Annotated in this window: 18 protein-coding genes; 12 read left to right on the forward strand and 6 right to left on the reverse strand. The window is 40.2% G+C overall.

The genetic code is table 11. From position 1 onward, the window contains the following. The first annotated feature begins 112 nt into the window (after positions 1-112). The 7 genes from ACYVIL_RS02805 to glpG all read left to right on the forward strand — a co-directional run bounded on the left by ACYVIL_RS02805 (position 113) and on the right by glpG (position 7,821). The gene (locus tag ACYVIL_RS02805) at positions 113-556 is read left to right on the forward strand and encodes a type 2 periplasmic-binding domain-containing protein (protein ID WP_303472936.1); all 444 of its coding nucleotides are present in this window, start codon (positions 113-115) and stop codon (positions 554-556) included. Beyond that, entirely contained in the window at positions 553-1,737 is a 1,185-nt protein-coding gene (locus ACYVIL_RS02810) for a TonB-dependent receptor (protein ID WP_460311485.1), read from the forward strand. The genes ACYVIL_RS02805 and ACYVIL_RS02810 overlap by 4 nt, the downstream gene beginning before the upstream one ends. Positions 1,738-1,814: 77 nt before the next feature. Continuing rightward, positions 1,815-4,184, forward strand: coding sequence for a putative bifunctional diguanylate cyclase/phosphodiesterase (locus ACYVIL_RS02815; protein WP_460311486.1), 2,370 nt, complete (start codon positions 1,815-1,817; stop codon positions 4,182-4,184). Positions 4,185-4,365: 181 nt separating this feature from the next. Beyond that, complete coding sequence (locus ACYVIL_RS02820; protein ID WP_303472942.1) at positions 4,366-5,562, forward strand: glycine C-acetyltransferase; 1,197 nt, start codon at positions 4,366-4,368, stop codon at positions 5,560-5,562. After that, complete coding sequence (gene tdh, locus ACYVIL_RS02825) at positions 5,559-6,581, forward strand: L-threonine 3-dehydrogenase (protein WP_303472944.1); 1,023 nt, start codon at positions 5,559-5,561, stop codon at positions 6,579-6,581. Before ACYVIL_RS02820 ends, tdh begins: the two co-directional genes overlap by 4 nt. Positions 6,582-6,614: 33 nt before the next feature. Then, positions 6,615-6,941: a thiosulfate sulfurtransferase GlpE gene (gene glpE, locus ACYVIL_RS02830; RefSeq protein WP_303472946.1), complete on the forward strand. Its 327-nt coding sequence runs from the start codon at positions 6,615-6,617 to the stop codon at positions 6,939-6,941. A 4-nt stretch (positions 6,942-6,945) separates the two neighbouring features. Further along, complete coding sequence (gene glpG / locus ACYVIL_RS02835; RefSeq protein ID WP_460311487.1) at positions 6,946-7,821, forward strand: rhomboid family intramembrane serine protease GlpG; 876 nt, start codon at positions 6,946-6,948, stop codon at positions 7,819-7,821. Positions 7,822-7,845: 24 nt separating this feature from the next. Here the strand turns inward: glpG and ACYVIL_RS02840 are convergent, their stop codons facing one another. Further along, positions 7,846-8,250 carry a flagellar basal body-associated protein FliL gene (locus ACYVIL_RS02840; protein ID WP_303473373.1) on the reverse strand — a complete coding sequence of 135 codons (405 nt, stop codon included), beginning with the start codon at positions 8,248-8,250 and terminating at the stop codon, positions 7,846-7,848. A 173-nt stretch (positions 8,251-8,423) separates the two neighbouring features. Between ACYVIL_RS02840 and ACYVIL_RS02845 the strand changes: the two genes are divergently transcribed. Continuing rightward, a complete protein-coding gene (locus ACYVIL_RS02845; RefSeq protein WP_460311488.1) occupies positions 8,424-9,050 on the forward strand; it encodes a chorismate--pyruvate lyase family protein in 627 nt (208 codons plus the stop codon). Further along, a complete protein-coding gene (gene ubiA / locus ACYVIL_RS02850; protein ID WP_460311489.1) occupies positions 9,047-9,904 on the forward strand; it encodes a 4-hydroxybenzoate octaprenyltransferase in 858 nt (285 codons plus the stop codon). The genes ACYVIL_RS02845 and ubiA overlap by 4 nt, the downstream gene beginning before the upstream one ends. 18 nt (positions 9,905-9,922) lie before the next feature. Here the strand turns inward: ubiA and ubiK are convergent, their stop codons facing one another. Next, positions 9,923-10,183, reverse strand: coding sequence for a ubiquinone biosynthesis accessory factor UbiK (ubiK, locus tag ACYVIL_RS02855; RefSeq protein WP_303472954.1), 261 nt, complete (start codon positions 10,181-10,183; stop codon positions 9,923-9,925). 148 nt (positions 10,184-10,331) lie between these two features. On the opposite strand from ubiK, the gene rep reads away from it, so the two are divergent. Next, positions 10,332-12,350, forward strand: coding sequence for a DNA helicase Rep (gene rep / locus ACYVIL_RS02860; protein WP_303472956.1), 2,019 nt, complete (start codon positions 10,332-10,334; stop codon positions 12,348-12,350). Here rep and ACYVIL_RS02865 read toward each other — a convergent pair. Continuing rightward, the gene (locus ACYVIL_RS02865; protein WP_460311490.1) at positions 12,333-14,954 is read right to left on the reverse strand and encodes a sensor domain-containing phosphodiesterase; all 2,622 of its coding nucleotides are present in this window, start codon (positions 14,952-14,954) and stop codon (positions 12,333-12,335) included. The genes rep and ACYVIL_RS02865 overlap by 18 nt on opposite strands. 61 nt (positions 14,955-15,015) lie before the next feature. Next, positions 15,016-15,414 (reverse strand): c-type cytochrome, encoded by a 399-nt coding sequence (locus tag ACYVIL_RS02870; RefSeq protein ID WP_303472961.1) that lies wholly within the window; start codon positions 15,412-15,414, stop codon positions 15,016-15,018. A 436-nt stretch (positions 15,415-15,850) separates the two neighbouring features. On the opposite strand from ACYVIL_RS02870, the gene htpX reads away from it, so the two are divergent. Then, entirely contained in the window at positions 15,851-16,723 is an 873-nt protein-coding gene (gene htpX / locus ACYVIL_RS02875) for a protease HtpX (protein ID WP_460311491.1), read from the forward strand. 76 nt (positions 16,724-16,799) lie between these two features. On the opposite strand, the gene ACYVIL_RS02880 is transcribed toward htpX, so the two are convergent. Further along, a complete protein-coding gene (locus ACYVIL_RS02880; RefSeq protein ID WP_303472964.1) occupies positions 16,800-17,018 on the reverse strand; it encodes a hypothetical protein in 219 nt (72 codons plus the stop codon). Between the two features lie 99 nt (positions 17,019-17,117). Then, positions 17,118-17,369 carry a hypothetical protein gene (locus tag ACYVIL_RS02885; protein ID WP_303472966.1) on the reverse strand — a complete coding sequence of 84 codons (252 nt, stop codon included), beginning with the start codon at positions 17,367-17,369 and terminating at the stop codon, positions 17,118-17,120. A gap of 646 nt (positions 17,370-18,015) precedes the next feature. Between ACYVIL_RS02885 and ACYVIL_RS02890 the strand changes: the two genes are divergently transcribed. Then, positions 18,016-20,979, forward strand: a complete 2,964-nt coding sequence (locus tag ACYVIL_RS02890) for a TonB-dependent receptor (protein ID WP_460311492.1) — start codon at positions 18,016-18,018, stop codon at positions 20,977-20,979. Positions 20,980-21,074 lie beyond the last annotated feature (95 nt).

Below are 21,074 nucleotides of genomic sequence, written 5' to 3' on the forward strand. Positions count from 1 at the left end.
AAAAAGTAGTCAAAACTAATATTAACCTAAAAAAGCATGCGCAAGTTCTAAAAACATAAACTAATCTTAATTTCTCAGGAGAAATCCTGCTTTTAGAGGAAAGGGGAAAGGATTGTTAAGTAGATTGGCTAACGTCACTTTTATTTTAATGACCATGTTAGCAACTGCGGCTTTTGCAGAAGACAGGACAGTCAATGTTATTGTGAACATTGATGTTAAGACTGAAGAATTAACTCCTGCTCAATTGCGCAAAATATTTTCCATGAGACAAACGGTTTGGCCTGATGGCCAGGCTATTACTGTGTTCGTGTTGAAAACCGAAAACCCTACTCATCAAGCTCTTTGTAAAAATGTGCTTAGAATGTTCCCTTATCAAATCGAAAGGCTTTGGAATAAGCTAGCTTACTCAGGGTTAGGAGATAAACCTATTGAGCTAGACAACGTCCAAGAAATGCTAAAAAAAGTGAGTACCACACCCGGTGCTATAGGGTATATGCTTGACGGCTCTAGTACTGAAAGCGTTAAAACAATACGGATTATGGAGAATAGCAAATGAAAATATCGGTTAATTTGCTAGTTCTACTGGGGTTTATCCTTTTGACTGCTTCGTTTGCTGCGAAAAGTTCAGATAATTTCAATTGGCGAGGGTTTGTTGCACAGGGAATTATTCAAGGAGAACATTCTAACTATATTGATGATGATGGCGATATTACCCTCAAACTAACGGAGGTGGGCCTAAATGGCTCATATACCTTAGAAAACTCTAACTTTCGATTGGCAGGACAGGTTGTCTATTTAAATGGCGGTAACCGTTATCCAGAAGGTTTACGTGTCGATTATCTTTTTCTTGATTGGCGAGCTATTACCAATTTAGATTGGCAAGTTAATGTGCATCTAGGTCGAGTGAAAAATTATCACTGGCTATATTCGTCCACGCGAGATGTACCCCATACAAGACCTACCATCATATTGCCTCAATCTATCTATTTTGACGCATTTCGAGATGTTGCCTTAGGTGTGGATGGGGCGGCTGTTGTTGCCAACACAAGCAATGCCTGGGGGGACTGGGAGTTTAATTGGAGCTATGGAAGCTCGCCAATTAGCGAAGAGCAAACTAAAAATTTAATCGCACCTATTGCCACAGGCGACATTGAGCAAAAATTCGTACATCAAGGTAACTTGGTTTGGTATGATCAGGCTTTGAGATTGAGTGCTGGTTTGTTGGATTCTAAATTCGAATATAATAGTGGTGATGAAGACTTTTTTATCAATGGTGAAGGACAAGTTCAACGGCTAATTCTGCAGGGAACCTATGAGACCCAAAATTGGTTATTGGCAGTCGAATTGTTTAGAGAAAGAAGCGTATATTCTAATTTGTTTTTTGCAGGATTTAACACTAACACTCAAGCTGAGGGGGGCTACATCCAAGGGCGCTATTTTATCAATAAGGATCTGGCTTTAACCACTCGATTAGACATATTTGATTTAGATAGGAATGACCGGGATGGCGAAGCCCGAGCAGCACAATCTAATGGTGAAGTCCCCGCATACTTTGGATTTCAAGACCAATTTACCTTAGGAGTGAGTTGGACATTTGCAGATGATTGGCAGCTACAAGCTGAATTTCACCGGGTTAAAGGGACAGGTCGTTTAGCACCTGTTTTTATGCCTAATACAATGCAAAATGACCGTAAATATTGGAATATTTGGGGTGTGCAACTCGCCCATTGGTTCTAATTATGAAGCCTTTTCTTAGCCTCACAAACAAAATGCTACTGTTATTGTTAATATTTCTTTTAACATTAGGTATATCCATGTCTTTTCTGTGGTTACAGAAAACCAACCAGGATTTTTTACTCAAACAACAAGAAATTAAGCACCAAAACCAAAGCCAATATCTACTACTGAATAAAATGTCTCTCAGCCGCATTGAATCTTGGGTTGAAATATTGGTTCAACTGCATCAGAACGAGTCTCAACCGATTAGGGCGTTAGGCAATACCTTTTCTTCCCGGTTTGAATTTTTGCAATTGAACATGCAAGTTGAACAAGGTTGGCTTTTTGATCATCAAAAAAATATAATTTTCTCTTCTGTATCCCAAGTACCGCAGCACATACAAAAAAATACTGAATATGTTTTCGAAAATCAGGTCTCTAAGGAAAGAACGTTTTGTGAGCGTCTTTGTTCACAAATTTTATCTATTCCTCTGCTTCAGGCTGATGGAAACACCGCTGTTATTACATTAAGTTTAAGTCTTATCGATACCTTAGCCTTTCTCAATCAGTCAACAGATGCCACCCTTGCCCTTTCATATATTCCTTTTAATCGCCAGACTAAAAACGCGCAAGATATTGAAATAAGAGAGCCCCTAGCAGGTAAACATCAAGCTTTATTTAAATCGTTGATTAATGCATTTCCTAACGATTTAACTATCGATGAGCTTCTTGTTAAAGGCGCACCACTAACCCTTGAAGATAATCATTATTTTGTAGTCGTCATCCCCATGTCGACAACCAGTGCGGATGACGATTACATTTTAGCTGCTTATGACATTACGCCAATGATGGTGGCTCATTTGGCCTATAAACAAACCATAATCATAGTTGCATCCATTGTTTTTGTTTTGGCCATGTTGTTGTTTTATCTGATTAGTAACAATGTTCGCAAACGCTTAGTTGATTTTACTGAGCGCTTACCATTGTTAGCATTGCGAGATTATCAACAATTTAGACTCAAAAGCCGAGTGACTGAACACTATTATGAAGATGAACTCGATACCCTTAATGAATCCGCTAATAAATTAGCTGATCGCCTTGAACAGCTTGATGAAGAAGTGTCCACTAAAACCAACGAACTTGAAAAAATGGCCATGTATGATCAACTAACAAATCTGCCGAATCGAAATATGTTGGTTATCAAAATCAAGGAGGCCTTAGCAAAGTTAGTTGAGAGTGAAAAATTCATAGTACTAATGATGTTCGACCTAGATGATTTTAAGAAAGTTAATGATAGTTACGGACATACTATTGGTGATGAACTATTAAGGGAAGCGGCAAGTCGCTTTCAAAGCGTTGTTGATGATAACGGTATCGTGTGTCGCCTTGGTGGGGATGAATTTGCCATATTATTGAATAATGTAGAAGACATAAAAAGTGCTATCAAAGTGGCCGAGAAACTCCTCGACCGCTTCAGAGCCCCAATTAATGTAGCTCAGTTACGTTTTTATGTGTCTACTAGTGTTGGATTCGCCCATACAAGCTCGGCAGAAACCAATGTTAATGAGCTGATTCGTTGTGCAGACATTGCCATGTACCACGCTAAAGGTGATGGTGGGAATTGCATTAAGTTGTATATTGAATCCATGTCGAAAAACGCTATCGATAAGGTCGCCCTAGAAGATGAAGCTAGAATAGCCTTAATAAATGATAATTTTAGTTTTTCGTTGCAACCACAAATAGAATTGAAAACTGGGCGTTTAATGGGCTTTGAGGCATTGTTGCGATGGAATCATCCTGACAGGGGGCCTGTTTCACCAGGATACTTTATCCCTATTTTGGAAAATACCGAGTTTATGCTTACTTTAGGGTATTGGTGTATTGAAAATGCCTTTGATCTTCTTCAAGGGTTTAGACAAAACGGATATCCTGAGCTTAAAATAGCCATCAACTTAGCAGGTATTCAATTCCTCGATCCTGATTTAGTCCCGTATTTGGAAGAGAAGATTAATAGTTCCGGATTAAAACCCAGTTTGATTGAATTGGAGTTAACTGAACGGACGTTGGTAAACGATATTCAACGTACCACCGATATTATGCAATCATTAATAGATAAAGGCTTTTTAATCTCTATTGATGACTTCGGCACTGGCTATTCATCATTAAGTTATTTAAAAACTATGCCTGCGACTTTTATTAAAATAGATCGGGCTTTTATTGATGGCATGCTTACCAATGATTCTGACAGGCAGATTGTGTCTTCTACGGTATCCATGGTGCAAAACTTAAAAATGAAAGTGATAGCTGAAGGAATTGAAGAGCAATTGCAAATAGATCTGCTTAAGCAGTTTGATTGTAATATGGCTCAAGGTTTTTATATTGCTAAACCTATTCCCGAGGATTTGTTGTTTGAGGAATTACAAAAGTATTGTAAAAATGGAATCTGGCAATATGGCCAGTCTGAATAATACTTGCCTTAGACGGTGAAAGTCGTTAGCTCCCATCTTGAATCTAATCCCTTCTCCTGATTATGTAATTAAAACATTACACAACGGTTTATCTAATAATTAACATTAAAGCAGTGATGAACCATATTATCTTAAGAAAATATCTTTTAATATAGCGCCATCTAATTCATTTGGGGGCATCATGAGCCAAGCATTTTATCAACATCTAAGTCAGCAAATCGAACAAGTTAAACACGATGGGCTGTACAAATCCGAACGTGTTATCACTTCTGCTCAGAAGGCTGATATTGTGGTGCAAAATGACAAGCATGTACTTAATTTTTGTGCCAATAATTATCTTGGTTTAGCCAATCATCAGTCTTTAATTGACGCGGCAAAGGTGGGATTAGATGAACATGGTTTTGGCATGGCTTCAGTGCGTTTTATCTGCGGAACTCAAGATATTCATAAGCAGTTGGAACAAAAAATCAGTGATTTTTTAGGAATGCAAGATACCATCTTGTATCCATCGTGTTTTGATGCGAATGGGGGACTATTCGAGACTATCATGGGCCCTGAAGATGCCATTATCTCAGATGCTTTGAATCACGCCAGTATCATTGATGGCGTGCGCCTATGCAAAGCTAAGCGCTATCGTTACGCTAATAACGATATGCAAGCATTAGAAGCGCAATTAATCCAAGCTGAAAAAGACGGCGCTCGTTTCAAACTTATTGCCACTGATGGCGTTTTCTCTATGGATGGTGTGATAGCTGATTTACATAGTATTTGCGATTTGGCTGACAAATACGATGCAATGGTTATGGTGGATGATTGCCATGCTACTGGCTTTGTCGGAGAAAATGGACGTGGGAGCCATGAATATAACGATGTTATGGGACGAGTCGATATTATTACCGGCACCCTCGGAAAAGCACTAGGTGGTGCATCTGGAGGTTACACCTCAGGTAAAAAGGAAGTGATTGATTGGCTACGTCAACGTTCTCGTCCTTATCTTTTTTCTAATTCTGTTGCGCCTCCGATTGTCGCAGCGTCACTCAAAGTGTTTTCAATGCTTGAGCAAGGTCATGAATTGCGTCAACAACTTAATCGAAATGCTAAGCACTTCCGCACTCGTATGGAGAAAGCTGGATTCACCTTGTCAGGCAAAGACCATGCAATTATTCCTGTAATGTTGGGCGATGCCAAATTGGCCAGTGAAATGGCGGATAAAATGTTAGAACGTGGCGTGTATGTAGTTGGATTTTCTTTTCCAGTTGTGCCTAAAGGGCAAGCTAGAATTCGCACTCAAATGTCTGCCGCTCATACAATCGAACAAGTTGATCAGGCAATTGATGCCTTTATCGATGTAGGCAGGGAATTAAAGGTGATCCAATGAAATCATTAGCTAAACTTTACCCTGAAAAAGGGATTTGGATGAACGATGCTCCGGTACCTGAGGTCGGTCACAATGATCTTTTAATCAAAATTAATAAAACCGCAATTTGCGGCACGGACATGCATATTTATCAGTGGGACGATTGGTCACAAAAAACGATCCCTGTGCCTATGATTGTTGGTCATGAGTATGTGGGTGTTGTGGTTGAAATGGGGCAAGAAGTTCGGGGTTTTAAACCAGGGGACAGAGTTTCAGGAGAGGGGCACATAACTTGTGGTCACTGTCGAAACTGTCGTGCTGGTAGACGCCACCTTTGTCGCAATACCGAAGGTGTGGGTGTCAATCGTCCAGGTGCTTTTGCGGAATATCTGGTGATCCCTGCATTTAATGCATTTAAAATCCCCGACAACATTAGTGACGAACTGGCGTCGATTTTCGACCCTTTTGGCAACGCAGTTCATACCGCTTTGTCATTTGATTTAGTCGGCGAAGACGTGTTGATTACCGGCGCTGGCCCCATTGGTATTATGGCGGCTGCTGTGGCTAAACATGTTGGTGCACGGCACGTGGTTATTACCGATATCAATGATTATCGCTTAGACTTAGCTAATAAAATGGGGGCAACACGCGCGGTGAATGTTGCCAATCAAAGCTTAGAAGAGGTGATGCAAGAGCTAGGGATGTCTGAAGGGTTTGACGTTGGTCTTGAAATGTCAGGTGTCCCTTCCGCATTACGAGATATGCTAGCTAAAATGAACAATGGTGGTAAAGTTGCGATGTTAGGTATCCCACCAAAGGATGTGGCGATAGATTGGAACCAAGTGATTTTTAAAGGCCTAATCATAAAAGGTGTTTATGGTCGTGAAATGTTCGAAACTTGGTATAAAATGGCAAGTCTATTGCAGTCCGGACTGAACTTAGATCCCATAATTACCCATCAGTTTGATATCGATGACTTTCAACAAGGTTTTGATGCAATGGAATCGGGCAAATCGGGTAAAGTAATTTTAAATTGGTAAGCATAAACAATAAAAAGTAGATAAGGGGGCGATTTGGAGCAGTTTGAACATATTTCCGTAGAGCAAACGCAAGGGCTTTTGGCTGATAAAAAAGCGAGATTAGTCGATATTCGTGATGAGCAATCATTTGCAGCTGGTCATGTTGAAGGTGCAGTACATTTAACTAATGGTAGTTTGCAGCAATTTATGTCAGAAACGGAGTTCGAAACGCCTGTTATCGTTTGTTGTTATCACGGTATTAGTAGTCAGCAAGCCGCACAATTCTTGATCCATCAGGGCTTTGAACAAGTTTATAGTATGGATGGTGGTTTCGAGGCCTGGAGAGCTAGCTTACCTTTCGTAACCGGGGACGCAGAATAAAATTTTGAGCAAATCACTTGAATTAGTTAGTTTTGGCCATGAAAGTCCAGCATTGCTGTTGGTTACTTATTTAATCAGTCAGAATATTCCAGCTAGCTATGCTTACACGGAAGGTGATCTCAATCATCAAGTTTTGTTAGATGACCCTTCTTGTCTCCAGGAAGCCGCTTTTATCGTTAAAGAATTTGTTGATAATCCAACTGATCCTAAATATCAGCAACGAGCTTGGGAAACGGAACAGCAAATTTTTCGTGAGGCACGAGAAGCTCGGCAGTCGGTATTTCCAAAAATAAGTTGGAGTATGTTTCAGCAAACTCCGGTTACGTGGTTGATCATGGGGATTTGTATACTCGTTTACCTTAGTTCAATCGCTGGTGGCTTTATTTGGGTAAGAGAAAATATGATGTTGCTGCCATGGTCTTTACTCGTTGAAACTGGACAATGGTGGCGCACCATCACCCCTGCATTTATTCACTTTGATGAAATGCACATTATCTTTAATCTGCTTTGGTGGTGGCTGGCTGGTAAAGGCATCGAACAAAAGTTTGGTTCTAGTACGTTACTATTGATTTTCATTGTAACCGCAATTATTCCTAACATTGGTCAATTGTTAATGTCAGGCCCTGATTTTGGTGGATTGTCTGGTGTTGTTTACGGAATTATCGGCTTTGTTTGGTGGTGTGTTTGGCTTAGACCTCAATGGGGACTTGCTTTGCCTAACTATATTATAGGTTTTTCGCTAATATGGTTGGTTTTAGGCTATGTTGATTTATTGTGGGTGTCGGTTGCCAATACTGCCCATACATTAGGATTAGTCTGTGGTTGTGCTATTGCCTGGTGCTATGTGTTTTTTACCCAAAACACCCTAAAACGTCGCTAATCTATTCGTGTATCGGGGGATCATTTATCCGCCTTGAACAATAAACTTAGTGATGATGATGTCTTTTATCATAGGCTTGCCGGTTTCCTTCTCCATCAATTCTCTTAGTTGCTCTAGACTGCTTCTGCGGAAATCCTCTCTACCAGTAAGAGACTTTACTTTATCTTTAGGTTGCCTACCAAGTATGTCAATTACAGTCGCGCGTAATAATGGAGAATGATGTTCAATAGCTTCAATGTAATCAGCATCTTCTAACATTAGCTCTATCGTAGTGCGAACAAAACCTAAATTGGTCGCATTCGAACCTAAAAAATTGGTGACAATATCTGGTTCCAAGCCATAGTACGCAAAATTCGATTGAGCTTGAGCTGAACCGATAAATTGACTTGAAGTAATCGCTAAAATACACGCAAAAAACACAGATTTCATATTGTTGTCTCGAATTTTATAATTATCAAATTCATTGGCGACATTAACAGCCAATGCAGATAACTTTAGTTTAACAAGTGTTGAGAATTAATCTAACGCATTTGTTAGTTATAAAGTGAAAATTACAATCTTTACACTGTGACTATAGATCTTCTCACTCTATTGTCTTCAGTATGTTAACAGCTATTGGTATGATAGCGTCACATTTTCATAGACTTAGCGCAATTTTGATTCAACAAACTCACTTTCCCGTTTCAATTCCAGCAAATTGGGTGTCCGCAGATGACTTACCTGTGGCTGATCCCTATTTGAAAAACTGGCTTTTAGATACAGGTTCTCTTACCGAACGTTTGCAATCACACTGTGCAGATTTTAAGGTTGAATTAATTGGGCAACGGCAGATGCGGCCTGAATCTGAGGAGTTAACGCAATTAACTTCCCATAATCCTCACTCTCAAGATCTGCAGTGGCAAGTCAGAGAAGTGATTTTATATGGTAACGGCCAGCCTTGGGTATTTGCACGGTCAGTCTTACCGCAACAATTGTGCGAAATGGATTTGGCGGAATTAGGTAGCAAACCATTGGGAAAAATTATTTTCAATGATAGCCGATTTTCACGTAGTCCCTTTCAATTGTTGAAGCTGCCTAATACGTTACACTTTACAGATTTCATTAGGGCAACTGAAGAACAACCTCTTTGGGGGCGTCGTTCGTTGTTTGACTTTAACCAATTGCAGTTAATGGTGGCTGAGATTTTTTTACCAGATTGTCCAGCCTATTCCAAACAGAGTTCAATATGACAAAAAGTAAATTTAACGCTTTTGTTAGATTAGCTCGTATGGACAAACCCATAGGCAGCTATTTATTGCTATGGCCAACATTATGGGCGTTGTTAATCGCTGGTGAGGGCTATCCTCCATTGGAAATAGTGGTCGTGTTTATTGCGGGTGTTTTTGCCATGCGCAGCGCAGGTTGCGTTATTAATGATTACGCCGATCGCCACGTTGACGGGAAAGTTGAACGTACTAAGTCTCGTCCGTTAGTTAGTGGAGAAGTGACAGAGAAAGAGGCGATATTATTTTTTTCTGTGCTTGTCTCTATTTCCTTTTTACTTGTATTAACTCTAAATTACCAAACCATACTTTTGTCATTTGGTGCGTTAGCACTCGCTTCTATTTATCCCTTTATGAAGCGGTTTACCAATCTGCCACAGGTGGTGCTTGGAGCGGCATTTAGTTGGGCAATTCCTATGGCATTTATGGCAGTAAATGAACAAATTCATTGGATTGGCTGGGTACTTTTCTTTATCAATGTTATTTGGACAGTGGGATATGATACTGAATATGCCATGGTAGACCGAGATGATGATTTGCAGATTGGGGTGAAGTCTACCGCAGTGTTATTTGCTCAAGCTGATAAATTAGCCATAGGCATTACGCAACTGGTTACCTTAGTGTTACTTGGATTTGTTGCCTACACCTTAAATATGACTTGGCCAATGTATATGTCGCTTTTGGTTATGGCTGGACTTTTTATTTATCAACAGTATTTAATAAAAGACCGAATCAGAGCCAATTGTTTTCAAGCATTCCTAAACAATCACTATGCTGGAATGATTGTCGCGATAGGCATGCTTTGCCACTATTGGCTGTAACTTCCGGTTGAAAATATCTTAATTTTCGTCAGCAGAATGAGCCGGATTTTCTAATTTTTCTAGGCGAGCTTCTAAGGCTTCAAGCTTTTCCCGCGTGCGAATAAGAACCTGACTTTGTACATCAAATTCCTCTCTGCTAACAAATTCTAGTCGGCTCAATTGGGATTGAAGTACTTGTTTGACCTTGGCTTCAGCCCCTTCAGCCATAGTTTTTACACCTGGTGGAATTGAATCGGTGATTTGCTTCGCAATATCTTCCAGTTTTTTTGGGTCCAACATGGGTAGAGTCTCCATATAAAAATATGATTGTATCAGAGGTGTGTTGAAGTTGCTGCATTTGCAGTAAAACAGCTGATTTGGACTGACGAGGCTAGTAATTCCACTGTTATTTTTTTACAATTCCCGGCCATATTTAAAAGACGCTCCCATGAAACTCAACGACGGTCAAAATCAAGCTGTTAAATTTATCTCTGGACCATGCTTAGTGCTTGCCGGCGCGGGCAGTGGTAAAACCCGAGTTATTACCAATAAAATCGCTTATTTGGTACAAGAATGTGGTATTCCTGCCCGTCAAATTGCAGCGGTAACCTTTACTAATAAAGCTGCTAGAGAAATGAAGGAACGTGTAGCCCAAACCATGGGCAAAAAAGATGCTCGGGGCCTCAAAGTTTCTACTTTCCACACCATGGGGCTGAATATCATAAAGTCAGAGTTCCGTAGCTTGGGAATTAAACCTGGCTTTTCTTTGTTTGATGACAAAGACACTATGGCGTTGTTAAAAGACCTAACTGAAGATTCTTTAGATGGTGATAAAGAGCAGCTGAATTTATTGCAGTCGTGTATTTCCAATTGGAAAAACGACTTAATTTTGCCTGAGCAGTTGCAAAAGCGGGCGCTATCTCCTGGAGAAGTAGAGTTCGCAAAAGTTTACCATGAGTATCAGACCCACCTTAAAGCCTATAACGCCTTAGACTTTGATGATTTGATACTGATGCCAACCTTGTTATTGCAAAATAACCAAGAGGTGCGGCAAAAATGGCAAAACAAAATTAAATACCTGTTGGTTGATGAATACCAAGATACCAATACTAGTCAGTATGAATTAGTCAGGTTGTTAGTTGGAGAACGCGCTAGGTTTACGGTTGTGGGTGATGATGATCAATCTATTTATTCGTGGCGTGGAGCTAGACCACAAAACCTGGCCCTTTTACAACAAGACTTTCCCAACTTAAAGTTGGTAAAACTAGAACAAAATTATCGCTCTTCAGAACGGATCCTACATACAGCAAATATTCTTATTCAAAATAACCCCCATGTTTTTGAAAAACGATTGTTCTCAGAATTAGGTTATGGTGAGCCTCTTAAAGTGTTGATTGCCAAAAATGAAGAGCATGAAGCAGAACGCGTGGTTGCCGAACTACTCGCCCACAAGTTTATGAAGAATACCCAATTCAAGGATTATGCAATTCTGTATCGGGGAAACCACCAATCTCGCTTATTTGAAAAAATTCTGATGAGTAATCGTATTCCATACAAAATAAATGGAGGTATGTCATTTTTCGGTCGAACTGAAGTAAAAGATTTGATGGCTTACCTAAGATTGCTAGTCAACCAGGATGATGACAACGCGCTACTTCGGGTTATCAATACACCAACTCGCGGCATTGGACGTGTTAGCTTAGAAAAGTTGGGGAGTTTCGCGAATCAGTTGGGGTGCTCTATTTTTGAAGCGGCTTGCCACCCACAGTTGCACAGTGTTTTAAGTGGAAAAGCTCAGCAAAATATAGAGGCATTTAGTCGCTGGATTGTTGAGGCTTCAGACAATGCTATTCGTGGCGACGGTATTGCCGCGATTCGTGGCATGATCAAGGCCATGCAGTATGAAGAGTGGCTATATGAGTCGAGCACCAGTCCTAAAGCTGCTGAAATGGCAATGGCGAATATCAGTACTCTTTTTGGCTGGATAAGCGATATGCTCGAAGGAAACGAGTTAGATCCGCCAATGACTTTGTCTGAGGTTGTGAATCGACTAATATTGCGAGATATGATGGAACGCAATGAAGATGCCGAAGAATCAGATCAAGTGCAACTGATGACATTACATGCATCCAAAGGGCTCGAGTTTCCTTATGTTTTCATGGTTGGTATGGAAGAGGGCTTATTGCCACATCAAAGTAGTATTGATGAAAATAATATCGAAGAGGAACGTCGGCTAACTTATGTCGGTATTACCCGAGCACAAAAGGAGCTATTTTTTACCTTGAGTAAAGAACGTCGGCAATTCGGAGAGGTGATTCAGCCTGAGCCAAGTCGTTTCCTATATGAGCTACCTCAAGATGATATTATTTGGGAACATAAAAAGGTCAAAGATAGTGCTGAAGTTCGCCAACAAAAAGGTCAGACTGGTATCGCGAATTTACGAAATATTTTAGCTAGCGGGAAGTGAATTTTGTTGTAAAACGGACGTCATGCTAACGGGAGACTCGATAAAGTGGCCCTGACCTAAAGTGCATCCTGCATCCACTAACGCGTTATATTGTTCTTCATTTTCAATCCCTTCAGCAATAAGCTTAAAGGATAACTGGCTGGATATGGCTAGTACTGAGCGAATTAAATTGTAATTCCGCTTTGAGCGAGTGATTGATTTGACGAATTTATGATCAATCTTAACGTAATCAAATGGATAGCTATATAAGTAGCTTAAAGAAGCAAGTCCGCTCCCGAAGTTATCTAACACCAGAGTAACACCTGAACGTTTCAGTTTTTTTATCGCTGGAAGCATAAAAGTTGAGCGAAGATTAAGTTCATTTTCATCAAACTCAAAAACTAAATTAGAAGGGTCAATATTAGTTGCTTTTACTCTTTCAATTATTTGATTCACTAATCGAGTTTGGGATAAATGATTTATTGATAAATTAATGGCGATTTTGCGGTGTGTTTCGTTATCGCCGACTTTCTTCCAGTGCTGTAGAATCTTAACCGCTTGGTCTAACATAAAGTTATCTATCTCTACCGTTAATCCGCTACCTTGGGCAACTTTCCAGAACTTCTCGCGTTTAATTTTACCCATTGTTGGATGGATCCAGCGCACGAAAAATTCGTGATACAACACTGAATTCGTTTGAAAATTTACAATGGGTTGAATTTGAGAATCGAAGTTCTCTTCATTCAGGGTTTTCCTGAATTCGTTCTCTAACTCCAGTTCTTCCAGTAATTTTTGACGCATGCTCGTATCGAATATCACATAACGCCCTCTACCAAGTGCTTTAGCCTGGTACATAGCCGCGTCCGCATCCCGAAGCAATTCATCAGCGGTTTCATAACCCTTTTCAATATTTGCTATTCCAATACTGGCACCAGAGAACATTTCTTTATTATCAAAGGTGAAAGGAATAGACAGAGTTTGAATGATACGACTGGCTACTTCCTCAACATCACTAAAGTCGTCAAAACTATCTAACAGAATAACAAACTCATCACCGCCTAATCTCGCTAATAGGTCGTGAGCGCGGATGCATTTAGAGATACGTTTAGATACTTCAATTAAGAACTGATCGCCAGTATGGTGACCTAAGCTATCATTGATTTGTTTGAATCTATCTAAATCTATGAATAAAACCGCAAATTGATGTTCAGGATATCTGTTTTTATTCGCAACAGCTAACTCCAGTCGACTGTTAAACATGACTCTATTTGGGAGGCCAGTGAGTGCATCATGATGTGCATCATGAATAAGTTTTAATTCGATTTCTTTACGCTCTTCAATTTGCTTCTTTAGATACAAATTAGTTTGGTGTAATTCGTCTGTGCGTTCACGGACTTTGCGACTGAGTTGTACGTTGTACTTTTGAATGGCTTCTGCCGTTTGTTTACGCTCGATAGCAACAGCAATATGGTGAGAAACGAATTTTAATAACTCTAGATCTCTAAGGGTGTACTTCGAATCTTTACTGTAGGTTTGAACCGCGATAACCCCAGAGATAACCCCATCCACATAAAGAGGAGAGCCTATCCATGAGTTGTTATGTTTAATCATGTTATTGACTGTGGTGTGATCTAGTTGGTTTTCAACCGCTAAATCAGTGACTCGTTCGGCGTCTATTAATTCTGCTTTACCCGAACGCAAGACAAACTCAGTGAGGCCATTACTCATTGGTCTTGACTTGATAAAATCATTTAATTCATCGCTGTAATAGGGAAACTCTAAGGTGTTATTTTTTTCGTTAATTATCGCCACATAACAGTTCGGAGCGCTCAGTAGTCTGGCTAGAATATCGTGTAAACTAGCATAGAAATCAGACATTTCCCCCTCCACCGAAGCGGCGATTTCGGAAATTTCGAAAAGGGCTTGTTGCAAAGATTCAACTTTTTGACGTTCTAAAATCTCATCTTGAAGTTCATCGTTAATTTCACGAAGTTGCTTAGTTCTTTCGCGAATTGTTTGCTCTGTTAATTCCCTGCTTTTGACTCTATCTAGAGCATTTACAATATGCTGCGAAACAAATAACAGTAAGTCTAGTTCGTCTTTTACATATCGAACCGCTTTGTCGTAACTTTGAACCACCATTGCGCCAATGACTTTATTGCCACGTTTTAGGGGGACACCAATCAGATCTACGGGGGTTTTCCCAATGGTTTTGAAGTTACGTTTTTTTGATTCTGCTTCGAAGTTTTCTTCACTTAAAACTAAGTGCTGGCCAGTTTTTAGGATATAACCGGCGATACCACCAAGTAAATCTTTGGCGGGAATTTGTTTAATGACATTTTCATCGAATTGGTCAACAAAGTATGGGAATTCTACAAATTCATCGTCTTTTTCGTAGAGTGCAACGAAAAAGTTTTGGGCATTCATGAATTGACCGATGATGTCATGAATAGCAGCATATAAGCGTGAAAGTTCGCTGATAGAACCCGCTAATTCAGATATGTCAAAAAGCGCTCTTTGAATATGCTCAGAGCGCTTATATTTTTCTGTTAACTGCTGAAGTTGTGGGATTATTTCCCGCAGTTCCTCAACAGTTAATTGGTCTGTATCAAAGTCTTTAGACAATACATTTAATCCGATAAAAGATTAACTTCAAAGAACCCTGCACTAATACAACCAACTAAAGTTAGACACCTTCAATCATGTATTCAATTGCTGCTTTAATATCATCATCTGAGCAATCGCCACAGGTTCCTCTTGGAGGCATAGAACCGAGTCCGTTTAATGCGTTATGCAAAACTTCATCTAACCCTTTTTCTAAACGCGGTGACCAATCTGCTGCATCGTGAAGTTTGGGAGCGTTTAGCACGCCAGATGCATGACAAGCGAAACAAGCGGTATTATAAATGTCTTCACCGGAGCGAGGGCCTGAAGCAGCTGCTGAGTCGGCTTTCGCACCTGCAACATGAACTGAACCTACAGGTTCGATGCGGGATTTGATATCTTCCTCAGACATGTTTTGCGCTTGTACGGCAAACATCAACAAACTTCCTACTAACACGCTCAACAACGCTTTTAATTTCACAATAATCTCCAACGATCTAAATTTAAATTCTAACGCTCAATAAAGAATAACAAATTATAGCGAGTTATTGATACTGAACAACAATTTACTTTGTAATTGTTATTTATCTTCGCTGTAATCTGACTTATTTAGAGAGTTTAACTCTTTTTAGTCTGTTCTAACTAACAATAAGTGACAATTCTAGGTCAAATAATAACAAATTTCCCATATTTGTAGATACGCTAGTTTGTATGAATTGAAGCAAAACTAATATTTCGTCTAAGTTTACATGAATAAACATCTAAAAATTTTAAAAAATAGTATTAATATATATTGCACAACTTAGCTAAAGACCCATATTAAGAGCAATCGGTGGATTTGTTTCTTAACTTTTCTAACCGTGACTACTGGTAACTAAATTCAGTGGGGAATTCCCTCTGTATTAAAGGAGTACTGAATGTTAAGAATATTTCTATTTCTAGGCACAAATATAGCCATTATTGCATTATTAAGTCTGACATTTAGCCTTTTTGGTTTCCAAGGCTTACTAGCAGAAAATGGGGTTGATTTAGATCTAACTGCGTTAATGATCTATTCAGGTGTTATCGGTTTTAGCGGCGCGTTCATTTCTTTGTTCTTATCTAAGTTTATGGCTAAGCGGTCTATGGGCGTTCATGTTATTGAACAGCCGTCCGATACTACCCAGCGTTGGCTAGTCGATACCGTGCGTAGACAAGCTGAAATGGCTGGAATAGGCATGCCTGAGGTTGGTCTTTTCAATAGCCCATCGCCTAATGCTTTTGCTACTGGCTGGAATCGAAATAATGCGTTAGTCGCAGTTAGTACCGGACTCCTTGCGCAGATGAGTAAAAATGAAGTGGAAGCGGTATTGGCTCACGAAGTTAGCCACGTAGCAAACGGTGATATGGTAACCATGACGTTAATTCAAGGGGTTGTGAACACCTTTGTGGTTTTCTTATCTCGGGTTATAGGACACATTGTTGATCGAGTCGTATTCAAAGTAGAGAGAGGTCATGGACCGGCTTTTTGGATTGTCTCTATTATTGCTGAAATTATTCTTGGCTTTTTAGCGATGACCCTAGTGATGTGGTTTTCTCGGTACAGAGAGTTCAGAGCCGATGAAGGTGGTGCAAAACTCGCAGGAAAGGCAAATATGATTGCTGCTTTAGGGAAATTGAAGAGCTTTCAAGGAAGCCCTGATATGCCTGATGAAATGGCCGCTTTTGCCATTAACGCGGGGAAAATACAAAAACTATTTGCAAGCCATCCACCGCTGGAAAAGCGTATTGAAAATCTAAGAGCTGGGTAATCCAGCTCTATTTAGCATTTATACTTTTTAAGTAATCTTATACACCAAGTCTACAAAGCCAACCTAAAAGCCCAATTTAAAAAGCGAAGCTAGTCTGCACTCTGCGCCCTGTATTGGTGTTTTTATTTTTTGATTTCGCCAACATTCGTAGATTATCTAAGCGATTGATAAAGCTCTCGAATTGTTTGTCGCGTGTCGCTTTATCTTGGTTTTTTTGACTGACTCTTTGTTGTTGTATTTGACAACGAGCGGACTCACATATTGAATCGTGCAGGTTAACTAATTCATTTGTCATAACATCCTCTCTATTTTAACTGTATATATATACAGTATATAATCGAATGAAAATTAGTCAATAGATAGACACATAAATTCTTTTAAAATGTCATTGTGTTTAACCTTTGCTATTCAAAATACGGTTTACCCCTTCTGATTCCCGTTTAACCAATATAAATGTAATGATCATTTTAGTCGGAAGTGACATAACCATCCCCACTGCAACGCAGGCTGCACTAATTATAATTCCTTGTATTCCCATTTCTTCAATGGTTTGACTAAAAAGGTGTAAATAAACCCCAAGCATAATTAACCCCAGCCCCGTGAACATGACCATTTTAAGCAATGTCATTACCTTGGTGTTAGTCATAAAGGTTGCCTCTTATTGTTCAAAACCCTTGTGCGATATTTAATCAGGTATTGAAAAAGCCACATTGATCCAGGTCAGTTGAATAGTATATTTTGACTTTGTGAGTAAATTTTAACTCCTTCCCAGCTTGAATTTATAGCATTAGCTATCAAACATTGGCATACAAATAGTTAACAAACGAATCTATAAAAAAGAAATACTAAATATCAAAGAAACAGGGATTGATGTTAACTATTAGTTAAAATTATTGCTTTTTTCGATTTGGTAAATTTAATTTTTACAGACGGGCGAGTAAATAATAAATGCTTAATTATAATCTTTAGTTGATGTTTCTAATGGGTTTTTTGGTTTTCAAGCATTGTTGCTATATCGATTTAGTTGTAAACGGTTAGTTAATAATTTTTCAGAATTGGATGATTATGAGTTGACGGTCTCTTTTTCGTACTCTATCCTAATGAAAGCGCTTACATTTGCTTGTTATTACAATAATTTTACAACCTTTGGGTGGCAAGAGCAGGAAGTGCGCGGGTAAAAGTGTAGTAATGAGTACTATCAAGTTAGTTTTTTGGGAGAAAACAACATGACTAAAATAAGGTTTGCAAAAACCCATCTAGCAAAGAGTCTGTCGCTCGTTTTAGGAGCTTCAATGTGTGCACCACTTGTTGCGCAAGAAGCTGAAGACTTAGAGGTAATACAAGTAACGGGATTACGCGGTAGTTTACAAGAGGCTGCTGCAATAAAACGCTCATCAGCGGGGGTTGTTGATGCTATTTCTGCTGAAGATATCGGTAAATTCCCAGATACAAACTTAGCAGAATCGTTACAACGTATTACGGGGGTCTCCATCAGTCGCACCAATGGTGAAGGGTCTGAAGTGACGGTTCGTGGTTTTGGTGGCGGAAACAACATGATCACCTTGAATGGTCGAACTATGCCGGCGGCGATAACCTATGGAGCAGGCACAGGGGCTGACGGAACCACCAAAGGTGGAAACACTCGTTCATTTGATTTTGCAAACCTTGCCTCAGAGAGTATTAGGGCCGTTGAAGTATACAAAACGGGGAAAGCCAATATCGCTACTGGTGGAATAGGTGCAACCATTAATATCATCACCGCTAAACCTATGGACCAAGAAGGTTTTGTTGCCACTGTAGGTGCAAAAGCCGTGCATGATACAACTAATCGAACCGGCGATGATTTAACCCCGGAGCTTTCAGCCATTATGAGTTACGCCAATGACGACAAAACCTTTGGTGTTAGTTTGTCGGCTGTTCATCAAGAACGTGACTCAGGTTATACAGGGGCAACAGTAAATAATTGGAATATTGACTATTGGGATGACATTGCAGACCCAGATAGAATGTGGAACAACGCTGACGCCAATTATGTTAATGCTCCAGAACAAGGGCAGTTGTATGCTCGCCCTAATGATATCCGCTATGCTTTTTCAAATACTCAAAGAACTCGCGACAACATGCAACTCACTTTGCAGTTCGCCCCCACCGATGATTTTAAGGCATCAGTTGATTACACCTTTGCCGAAAATGAAATTGTCGAACAGCGCGGAGAAATTGGTAACTGGCTACAAATTGGAACCAATACGGGCACCGTTGAGTTCGATAACTCTGCCGTAAAAACGCCTATTTATATTTCCGAGAGTTATGCCGGAGGCGTTGATGAAGGCTATGAGCAGCAATGGCGTGAACAAACCAATACTCTTGATTCGGTTGGGGTCAATTTCGAATACAACGTGAATGATGATTTCAAAATAGTTTTTGATGCTCACGATTCAACCATGCACAGTCGCGGCACCGGACCTAGAGGATCTGGCGAGTTAGCCGTGGGTTTAGGCGCGCCAACCGTCGTCTCTAGAGAATGGTTTTGGGATGCTGATTTACCCACTTATAGCAATGTTTATGATGACAGTATTCGCGGCGCTAACAATAACGGTCAGGTGGATGCAGGAGACGTCGGATCGTCAATTGCCCGTATTAGAAACGCCAGCCAAAAGTCGAGTATTACTCAATATAAACTTGATGCTACTTACTTCCTCGACAGTGGTCATTTCGATTTCGGTTTAGAAGCTCGCGAGATGGAGTCTCGTTCATTCCAAACCGCAGGTAACAATATTGCCTTGGGTAATTGGGGGGTGGCGAATCCGGGGGAGTTCGGTGATTTGATCCAACCTTTTGATTTGCCGGGAGAGTTTGATGACTTTACCACTCGATCTGGTGGATACGGATTTATTGCCAATGCCGCTGATTTATATACGGCAGCTGAAGCCCTCTATCCAGGGATCCCAAGCGGTGTAGAAGATGCGTTGTCATTCGATGATACGATTCAAGAAGATACATTAGCTGCGTACGTGCAGGTATCCTTGGAAGGTGAAATTGGCAAAATGCCCTTTAGCATCCTTACTGGTATTCGTTATGAAACTACGGATGTTACTTCCACATCATTGATTAGTCGTAACTATTTCCAATGGGAAGACAATAATGACGTAGTTGCCTATGTTGATGGTTCGGAAACAAGTTATGTTTCAGCGGATAGCGATTATGACTTTTTATTACCTAGTTTAGATTTAAGATTGGAAATCCAGGATGACTTAATTGGTCGTTTCTCTTATAGCAAAACGATTGCTCGAGCTGGTTTTGGTAGTTTAGGGGTCTCTGCTTCAAACTTTGCTGGTGGTGGCGGTTCAACACTATTGGGCGCGCAACCTACGGCGGATGCGTCAAATCCTGCTTTATTACCACTGGAATCATCTAACGTCGATTTATCCTTAGAGTGGTACTACGATGAAACGAGTTATGTGTCAGCTGGATTGTTCCAAAAAGATGTGGTTAATTTCTTAGGTAGCCGCCAAGTTGACCAACCGTTATTGGGTATTCGTGATGTCACCGGTGGACCCCGTGCCGAAGCGGCAGCGCAAGCGTTAGCTGATCGTAATATCGCACTAGATGATACTTCTCTTTACGCGATGATGGTGTTACTCAGTCAACCGGAAGCGTTTCCTGGCGGTGCGGATGATTACACGGGTACACCAGAGCAAATTCAACAACTAGCTGAAACAGATGGTTGGGACTTGCTTGCCAATGAAGATGACCCAGAAGTCATTTTCCGCACCAACACCCCCGATAATAATCGCGCAGCAAAAATCTATGGGGCTGAATTCGCGGTACAACATTTCTTTGGTGATAGTGGTTTTGGTGTGCAGGCAAATTATACGGTGGTACGTGGAGATGTGGGCTTTGATAATGAAGCTGATCCAAATCAATCGCAATTTGCTTTAGTGGGGTTAAGTGATACTGCTAACCTTGTGGCGATGTATGAAAAAGACGGCTTCCAAGCTCGCCTTGCCCTTAATTGGCGAGATAAATATTTGGCTGAGGTGAACAAAGGTAGTTCCAATAACCCTCGTTATGTAGAGTCTTATACGCAACTCGATGTCAACGTCAGCTATGATATTAACGATCAATTCACGGTATTTTTTGAAGGTTTAAATATTACTGAAGAAGACATACGTGAACACGCTCGTAACGAAACCCAGCTATGGTATGCAACAGATTTAGGTGCACGCTATCAATTGGGAGCTCGCTACAAGTTCTAACTATGCGCGAAATAGGCAACAACACATCAAGTGTTGTTGCCTTTGTCGAAGAGCGCAACCACGCGACTATATTTGAATAGAATTTGAAGATGTTG

The organism is Aliiglaciecola aliphaticivorans (assembly GCF_054782055.1).